12 protein-coding genes are annotated in these 7,986 nt (G+C 33.7%); 8 read left to right on the forward strand and 4 right to left on the reverse strand.

Going from position 1 to position 7,986, the window contains the following annotated elements:
• Positions 1-479, reverse strand: a 479-nt coding sequence (locus ACPYKA_RS16290; protein WP_479543273.1) for an amidase family protein, incomplete at its 3' end; no start/stop codon positions are given.
• A gap of 143 nt (positions 480-622) precedes the next feature.
• On the opposite strand from ACPYKA_RS16290, the gene ACPYKA_RS16295 reads away from it, so the two are divergent.
• From ACPYKA_RS16295 to ACPYKA_RS16310, 4 genes are all read left to right on the forward strand, one after another.
• Positions 623-1,063 carry a DUF86 domain-containing protein gene (locus ACPYKA_RS16295; protein WP_479543274.1) on the forward strand — a complete coding sequence of 147 codons (441 nt, stop codon included), beginning with the start codon at positions 623-625 and terminating at the stop codon, positions 1,061-1,063.
• Positions 1,064-1,074: 11 nt separating this feature from the next.
• Positions 1,075-1,707 carry a helix-turn-helix transcriptional regulator gene (locus tag ACPYKA_RS16300; RefSeq protein ID WP_479543275.1) on the forward strand — a complete coding sequence of 211 codons (633 nt, stop codon included), beginning with the start codon at positions 1,075-1,077 and terminating at the stop codon, positions 1,705-1,707.
• A 107-nt stretch (positions 1,708-1,814) separates the two neighbouring features.
• The gene (locus tag ACPYKA_RS16305) at positions 1,815-2,600 is read left to right on the forward strand and encodes a TIGR01457 family HAD-type hydrolase (RefSeq protein WP_479543276.1); all 786 of its coding nucleotides are present in this window, start codon (positions 1,815-1,817) and stop codon (positions 2,598-2,600) included.
• Positions 2,564-2,932 carry a hypothetical protein gene (locus tag ACPYKA_RS16310; RefSeq protein WP_479543277.1) on the forward strand — a complete coding sequence of 123 codons (369 nt, stop codon included), beginning with the start codon at positions 2,564-2,566 and terminating at the stop codon, positions 2,930-2,932. The genes ACPYKA_RS16305 and ACPYKA_RS16310 overlap by 37 nt, the downstream gene beginning before the upstream one ends.
• A gap of 18 nt (positions 2,933-2,950) precedes the next feature.
• Here ACPYKA_RS16310 and ACPYKA_RS16315 read toward each other — a convergent pair whose 3' ends face one another.
• On the reverse strand, positions 2,951-3,451 hold the full coding sequence (locus ACPYKA_RS16315) for a phosphatidylglycerophosphatase A family protein (RefSeq protein ID WP_479543278.1): 501 nt from the start codon (positions 3,449-3,451) through the stop codon (positions 2,951-2,953).
• 155 nt (positions 3,452-3,606) lie between these two features.
• Between ACPYKA_RS16315 and ACPYKA_RS16320 the strand changes: the two genes are divergently transcribed.
• Positions 3,607-4,572, forward strand: coding sequence for a 2-hydroxyacid dehydrogenase (locus ACPYKA_RS16320; RefSeq protein ID WP_479543279.1), 966 nt, complete (start codon positions 3,607-3,609; stop codon positions 4,570-4,572).
• A 45-nt stretch (positions 4,573-4,617) separates the two neighbouring features.
• On the opposite strand, the gene ACPYKA_RS16325 is transcribed toward ACPYKA_RS16320, so the two are convergent.
• The gene (locus ACPYKA_RS16325; protein WP_479543280.1) at positions 4,618-4,842 is read right to left on the reverse strand and encodes a NifU family protein; all 225 of its coding nucleotides are present in this window, start codon (positions 4,840-4,842) and stop codon (positions 4,618-4,620) included.
• Positions 4,843-5,025: 183 nt separating this feature from the next.
• Between ACPYKA_RS16325 and ACPYKA_RS16330 the strand changes: the two genes are divergently transcribed.
• Positions 5,026-5,352: a YuzD family protein gene (locus tag ACPYKA_RS16330; RefSeq protein WP_479543281.1), complete on the forward strand. Its 327-nt coding sequence runs from the start codon at positions 5,026-5,028 to the stop codon at positions 5,350-5,352.
• A gap of 101 nt (positions 5,353-5,453) precedes the next feature.
• Positions 5,454-5,810 (forward strand): HesB/IscA family protein, encoded by a 357-nt coding sequence (locus ACPYKA_RS16335; protein ID WP_336260792.1) that lies wholly within the window; start codon positions 5,454-5,456, stop codon positions 5,808-5,810.
• A gap of 392 nt (positions 5,811-6,202) precedes the next feature.
• Here the strand turns inward: ACPYKA_RS16335 and ACPYKA_RS16340 are convergent, their stop codons facing one another.
• Entirely contained in the window at positions 6,203-7,189 is a 987-nt protein-coding gene (locus tag ACPYKA_RS16340; RefSeq protein ID WP_479543282.1) for an NAD(P)/FAD-dependent oxidoreductase, read from the reverse strand.
• A gap of 284 nt (positions 7,190-7,473) precedes the next feature.
• Between ACPYKA_RS16340 and ACPYKA_RS16345 the strand changes: the two genes are divergently transcribed.
• Positions 7,474-7,785, forward strand: a complete 312-nt coding sequence (locus ACPYKA_RS16345; protein ID WP_479543283.1) for a YuiB family protein — start codon at positions 7,474-7,476, stop codon at positions 7,783-7,785.
• Positions 7,786-7,986: the final 201 nt, after the last annotated feature.

Genomic DNA, 7,986 nt, shown 5'->3' on the forward strand with positions numbered 1-7,986 from the left:
CGCTTACTATTCCAAGCATTATTGGTTCTACCATAAAGCTTATTTTCTGTCTCATGACAGAAGCAGAGTGCAGGGGTGTTTGTTTTACATAATATGATCGCCCCAGCTGTTTTTAATTTTTCAACTACCAAAGCATCATTTGACATGATTAAATCTTTTCTATGTACAATACCGCCAGTTGTTTTCATTCCTTTGACATGTATGGATTCTTTAATACTGATCGGTACTCCGTAAAGCGGTTGGTTATTCCAATTAGTGGTGTCAATAGTGTTATCCTTTTCTCTTGCTTCTTTTAACGCATCACTAAATCGCTCTTCAACAACTGCATTTAAGGAAGGATTGATCTTTTTAATATGCTCGATTAAAGTAGAAGTAACCTCCTCACTTGTTACTTTTCTTTCTTTAATCAATTCAGCGATTTCAGTAGCGTCTAAATTTAATAAATTATTTTTAACTTTTAAATTAATCACTTTAGACATACCACTCACCCTTTCTAAGTAACCTCTACTACAAGTATAGCATGGAAGGGCAGCAATGTTGTATCTTAAACAATAAGTTTAGATTATATTGAAATTTATGGTATGATAAAGATAGATACAGATGGTAAGTGAGGGGTCACAATATGTATTTTGTTAATAGAAGTGAAATAGAACAAATTATAACCTATATGGATTCATTGCTCCAAGAAATTAAAGATAAACAATATTCTTCAATAATAGAAAAACTTGGATTAGAACGATTAAGCCATATGGTTATTGAATCAATCTTAGATGTTGGGAATTTGATGATTGACGGATTTATTATGAGAGATCCGGGAAGTTATCATGATATTATCGATATTTTAGTTGATGAAAAAGTAATCCCGGAACAAGATGAATCAAGTTATAAAGCAATTATTGATTTAAGACAAATGCTTGTCCAGGAATATTTGAATATAGATCATAAACGTATAAAGGAAGTTTTATTTACGAATAAAGACGTTTTAAAACAGTTTAGTTACCATATTCGTACGTATTTGGATAACGAGTTGGGAGTTGCGAATGCATTTTCTAATGAGCCCTAGGGGGGAGCCTCATGAATAAACGAACGTCAACAAAAGAGAAAATTTTGCACATTTTAAAAAAAGATAGTGAACTTTCAATTAAAGAGTTAATGGAATATTTTTCAATTTCAGAAGTTGCAGTAAGAAGACATCTTAATGATTTATTACGCCAAGGATTTGTAAAAGAAAAAATTGTTAAGCAAGATATAGGTCGGCCCTTCCATCTTTATTTATTAACGGGTAAGGGTCATAACACATTTCCTAATCAATACGAGCAATTGCCAATGGAGTTATTGCAAGATCTAGAGGAATTACAAGGTGAAGAGGCAGTTAAAGACTTGCTGCTGAAGAGAAAAGAACGCGAAGAAGCGGAGTTAGTTTCTCAAATGGAGAATATAGACTTTGATGAAAAAGTTAAACGAATTGCCGAAATTCAACAAGATAAAGGATATATGATCGAGTATGAGAAAACTGCATCAGGCGACTACGAAGTAAAAAATTTTAATTGTCCAATCTTTAATTTGGCCTCAAACTATGGCCAGATTTGTAATAATGAAAAAGACATATATCGGAATATATTTCCCAATAGTAAGGTTAAAGCACAGTCTTGTATGACGAAAGGTGCGAAATACTGTTGTTGGACGATTACAAAACCTGAAAAATAATGCATAATCCATATTGTTGGGGAATTTGGTTTACGTCATCTTGACTGTAAGCCATTTTTATTTATAGAGAAAATTCATCATTAAATAATTGTTATTTGGAGGTACGAATGGATTATAAAGGATATTTAATTGATTTAGATGGAACAATGTATCGCGGTGAAGAGGTTATTGATGGAGCAAAACAATTTATTGATTTATTAAATGACCGTGACATTCCTTACCTATTTATAACAAATAACGCCACGTATACAATGAAAATGCTCGTTGAGAAATTAACCAGATTGGATCTTAAAGCAACAGAACATAATATTTTAACTTCTGCTATGGCAACAGCAAAATATATTAAAGATAAAAAAAATCAAGCACGTTGCTATGTTATAGGAGAAACTGGATTAGTAAAAGCAATAGAAAATGAAGGTTTAATTGTAACGGATAAACATTGTGATTATGTTATTGTCGGTTTGGATAGACAAATTACGTATGATAAATTGGCAAAAGCATGTTTATTAATCCGTGAAGGGGCTGAATTTATTGTAACGAATAAAGATGCCGCAATTCCAACTGAACAGGGATTAATTCCAGGAAATGGTGCCATAGCGTCTTCTATAGCAGTAAGCACCGGAGTAGAGCCTTTGATCGTCGGTAAGCCAGAATCAATTATAATGACAGAAGCAATTAAAAAGATCGGAATAAAGAAGCAAGATGTTTTAATGATTGGCGATAACTATGAAACAGATATTAAAGCAGGTATTTATGCCGGCATTGATACGTTAATGGTATTGACGGGTTATAGTACAAGAGAAGATTTACAACAGATTGAAGTTCAGCCGACATTTGTAATGGAGAATTTACTTGAATGGATAGAAAAAGAATTCAACAAAGTGGCGCCATAAAATACTGTTATGGTAAAATATCTGCACATTTGGGACGGCCGGGTGTTCCTCGGACAAAAGTCGACGAAAAAGTAGAAGAAAACGTCTGCGGTGCGTTCCCTCGGACAATCATCATCGAAAAAGCAGAAGAAAACGTCCGCGGCGAGTTCTCTCGGACAAAAAATCATCAAAAAAGCAGAAGAAAACGTCCGCAGCGCGCTCTCTCGGACAAACATCATCGAAAAAGTAGAAGAAAACGTCTGCGGCGCGTTCCCTCGGACGATCATCATCGAAAAAGCAGAAGAAAACGTCCGCGGGGTATTGCCTTCACTGTGGAAATTCCAAAATTTTAGATTTACACTTTTCTTTAATTAATCAAGTATATCCCCGGCTAAGGAATGGGCAAGCCGGCTTGATGCTGCCGCCGCAATTGCCCCAACAATATCGTCTAAAAATGTATTTACTTTTCCGTTAGAATGGTCATTTAATTTTTTTAATATACCGGGTTTTTGTTTATCAATATATCCATAACTTGTAAAACCGATGGAACCATAAACATTAACAATTGATAAAGCAATCACCTCATCGATTCCGTACAATCCCTCATCCCGATGGATAATATCTTGTAAAGGTTCAGCTAATTTATTTTGTTCTGCTAATATGTCAAGTTGTATACCTGTAAGGACGGCATGTTGAACTTCTCTTTTTGAAAGTACTCTGTTCACATTATGTTTACAAACTTCCATGCTCAAGTTTTCGAAATAATTAGACTGTAAATAATAAACTAATTCGGCAATATCATTGATGGACACTCCTCTTTCTTCTAGACATTGCCGGGCTTTCTTTTCTAATTCACTTTGCTTTTCTTGCATTTTACATCACCACTCTCTTTTAAACTCTATTATATAGAAACTGAAAAAATTCCGTAAAAATCTTCCATATGTACAGTTTATCACTTATAAATGTAACTTAAAACTCTTTCGTTTATGTTAAAATAGATAAAATGATATAAAAAGAGGTGGATGTATTGGGAAAGCCTAATGTTTATATTACTCGAAAGATACCTGAATATTTATTGGAACCATTTAAAGATCGATTGAATATTACAATGTGGACAAGTGAAAGTAAACCGGTGCCTAAAGATGTTTTATATGAAGAAGCAAAAAAGGCTGATGGACTACTTTGTTTATTAACCGAAAAAATTGATCAAACATTTTGTCAACATGCTTCTCATTTAAAAATTATCGCAAACATGGCTGTCGGTTACGATAATATTGATTTAGAAGCCGCTAAAAATAATAATATTATCGTTACAAATACACCTGATGTATTAACGGAAACGACTGCGGACTTGACATTTGCATTACTAATGGCAACAGCACGGCGTTTAATTGAGGCTACAAATTACATATATAATGATCAGTGGGGAGAATGGTCTCCATTTATGTTAGCAGGCTCAGATATCCATCACAAGACGATTGGAATAGTTGGCATGGGACGTATCGGAGAAGCGGTCGCTAAAAGGGCAAAAGGGTTTAATATGGATATTTTATATCATAATCGGAGTAGAAATTTAGAAGTGGAAAAGGAACTGAATGCCACCTATGTTTCATTTGAAGAATTATTGAAGGAATCTGATTTTGTTGTATCATTAGTACCGCTATCTGAAGCAACTGTGGATATGTTTGATAAAAAAGCATTTCAAACGATGAAATCATCTGGAATTTTTATTAATGCTTCACGTGGTGGAGTAGTTGATGAGGATGCATTATTTAAAGCACTCAATAAAAAAATTATTCGAGCGGCTGGTTTAGATGTATTTAAACAGGAGCCTATTTCATCAACTCATCCTTTAACAAACTTAACGAATGTTGTGCTGTTACCTCATATCGGCTCTGCCAGTTTGGCTACAAGAGAAAATATGCTTAAATTATGTCTAGAAAATATAGATCTTGTTTTTCAAGGTAAGCAACCTAAAACACCTGTTTATTAAATGAAAAAGAATCCATATGAAGTGGATTCTTTTTCGAATTGTATATTAAAACACTTGTTCTATTTCTGTTACGCCGGGAACTTCTGTTGTTAAAGCACGTTCAATACCTGCTTTTAATGTGATCGCAGAACTTGGGCAGTTTCCACATGCACCCATTAATCGAAGTAGGACTACACCATTTTCATCAACATCAATTAGTTCCACGTCTCCGCCATCTCGTAAAAGGAATGGGCGTAATTTATTTAGCACTTCTTGTACTTGTTCTTTCATTGGGTGATTTCTCCTTTCCGAAACATAGTAAAAAGTCTCAGTTAATATAATATATGAGGTAATGAGTTATAAATTTATCCTACTTATATTTTATCTGTTTTTTAACCTTTTGTAAATGAAAATTGTTTTCAGTTACGTAATGAACCGATATACATTATGCAAAATTGTGAAAGGAAGAGACAATTGAGTATAAATTTAAAAATAGAAGTTTATGGACGAAATCAAATTTGTGCAAGTTGTGTTGGTGCACCTGGATCAAAAGATACGTATGAATGGTTACAGGCAGCTATATCCAGAAAATATGGGACAGATCAATTTTCATATACATACATCGATATGGATAATCCTGAACAATATGCATATAAACATCAAGAAATGATTAAACATATAGTGGAAGAAGATTTGTTTTATCCGTTAATTCTTTTAGATAATGAGATTATTTCAGAAGGGATTCCACATTTAAAAACGATATTCAAAACGATAGAAGCTAAAGGGATTCGGCAAATTTAGCATAGAAAAGTTTGTCATCGAATCAATTATTTGAATGAAGTTTCGCCAGTTTGTATACTAAAGGTAAGATGTATTGAAATATTCTACGAGGAGGTAATACATTGGCTATTTCAATTACAGATAATGCGCGTAATCAGATCAAAGAAATGATGAAAGAAGAGTCAAGCGATAGCAAGTTACGCTTTGGTATTAAAGGTGGAGGGTGCAGTGGGTTATCCTATTCACTTGGATTTGATGATAAAATAAATGAAGAGCTAGACGAAGTGTTTGAAATAAATGAAATACCGGTTGTGATTTTTAAACAGGATATTCCGATTATCGAGAATACGGAAATTGATTTTAAACAAAATATGATGGGCGGAGGATTCAGTATCAATAATCCAAACGCTATCGTATCATGTGGTTGCGGTTCTTCTTTTCGCACAAAAGATAAAGTCGGTACACCAGGAGATTGCTAAAATGCCTCGCCTTGTTGCGTAGGCTTTTTTGTTTGTGAAAACTTTAGCTGTTTACTTTACTGTTAAAGTAAACTGTAAAATAACAATTTAATTACCACTGGGAAGATCAACTCGCCTTCCAAGATATCGAGTCGATTTCGCAACACGTCGAGTCATTCCCCAAGAAGTCGACTCTTATCATTAATATGCAGAGACTTATGTCAGTTTATCAGGGTCGATTTCAAAGGTAACCAAATGAAAAACCCGAACTAATTAAATTCAACGTATTGAAAAATTGAATTATAGTTCGGATTTCTTTATTTCTCAAATTATCTCAGCAAATATCTACTGTTTTGATAAAATATGAGTGCAATTTATTATTTGCAAAAATGATGGTAAACGACGTCTTATCATTAAAACATACTCGTTGAGTGTCTTGGTTGTATCCTTGCTTTAGGATTCATATACTGCATTGCGTTGTTAATTGCTGTAGGTCCTTCTCCAAATCCAGTAGCGATAAGTTTTACTTTCCCATCATACGTATTTATATCACCGACTGCATAAATGCCAGGAATATTTGTTTCCATTTTAGAATTAACAACGATACTGTTTCTTTCGATGTTTAATCCCCAGTTCGCAATTGGGCCGAGTCTTGAAATAAATCCGTAATTACAAATCGCCGAATCAACATCAATTTTAATGATTTTTTCGCTTCTTGTTTCCTGAAGGACAAGTCGCTCAATTTTATCAGTACCTTCAATATCTGTTGGTACAAAAGGGGTTAATATTTCTACTTTAGATTCAGTTAACTGTTTTAAACTGCCTTCATGAGCTCTAAATTCATCACGTCGATGGACAAGTGTAACTTTTTCTGCAATAGGTTCCAGCATAAGCGCCCAATCAACAGCGGAATCGCCACCACCTAAGATAACAACTTTTTCATCTTTAAATTGATTCATATTATTAACAAAGTAATGAAGATTTTTACCTTCAAACTGTTCTGAAGTCTTAATATTTAATCGACGAGGCTCAAAGGCACCGTTACCAGCCGTAATAATAATTACCTTTGAATAATGAATGTCATTATCCGTAGAGGTAAGTTTAAATGTACCATCTTCCAGTTTTTCAACTTTTTCAATCGATTGTCCTAACACAAGTGTCGAATCAAACAGTTTAAGCTGGTCTTCTAAGTTATTTACCAACTCTTGGGCACGGATTTTTGGGAATCCAGCCACGTCATAAATATATTTTTCAGGATACAGCGCTGTTAACTGACCGCCTGTATGTGGTAAGCTTTCAATGATTTTAACGCTTGCCTGTCTCATCCCACCATAAAAACCGGTAAACAGACCAGCAGGGCCTGCTCCAATAATCGTAATATCATATATTTTCTCTGTCATTATTTTCCCTCCAAACTCTACCTGCCATTTTACCTTATAATTATCTTATCATAAAGAAATTTATCTCAGAAATATTGAGTCTTAAAAGAGCATTGTAAAAATAAAACAAATTATTCACAATTAATGACTTTTTAAATGGGCAATAGGCCTTGTCTTTGCTTTTTTCTTTATCTAACTATAAAATTATAAACAGTATAAACGTAATTTATTAATAGACGGTCATTTGGTCAACTGGCACTACGTGTGGCAGTTTTCATTATGTATAGTTGAGAGGGGACAAATCGTTGATTCAGCTTATTGTATCTATGTTATTATATTTTGTAATCTTTTTTGGGATAGCCTTTATCCTAAATATGCTTTTACGACGTACTTGGTTAATGGCTATTTTTTATCCATTTGTTATTTCCTTAATTATTGGAGATAGTACATTTGGTGATTATTTTACAGACCCTGGAAATGCTTTCTCAAGTACTTTTTCAAAAATGACATCTCTCCCAGTCGTCGATGTTGTAATTTTATCATCCGGTTTTATCGGTACACTCGTTTCTGGATTCGTCATTAAATATTTACGTAAGAGCGGTTATCAGATGTTTTAAAATGGTAAAAAAGCAATATTTATTATGGAAAGTTTGTTGTTAATCTATTAAATTTTAAAAAAAATGAATAGATTGCCTCTTTATTGGAAAAGATGACTTCCAAAGAGGTGTTATGAATGTCTGTAAAAAATATTATGTACAAAATAATCATGTTACTTCTTTTTATCGGTGCCGTATACACAACAGTGAGTTCGCTCACAA

This window comes from Pseudogracilibacillus amylolyticus (SeqCode) (assembly GCF_051918545.1).
Lineage (GTDB): Bacteria > Bacillota > Bacilli > Bacillales > Amphibacillaceae > Pseudogracilibacillus.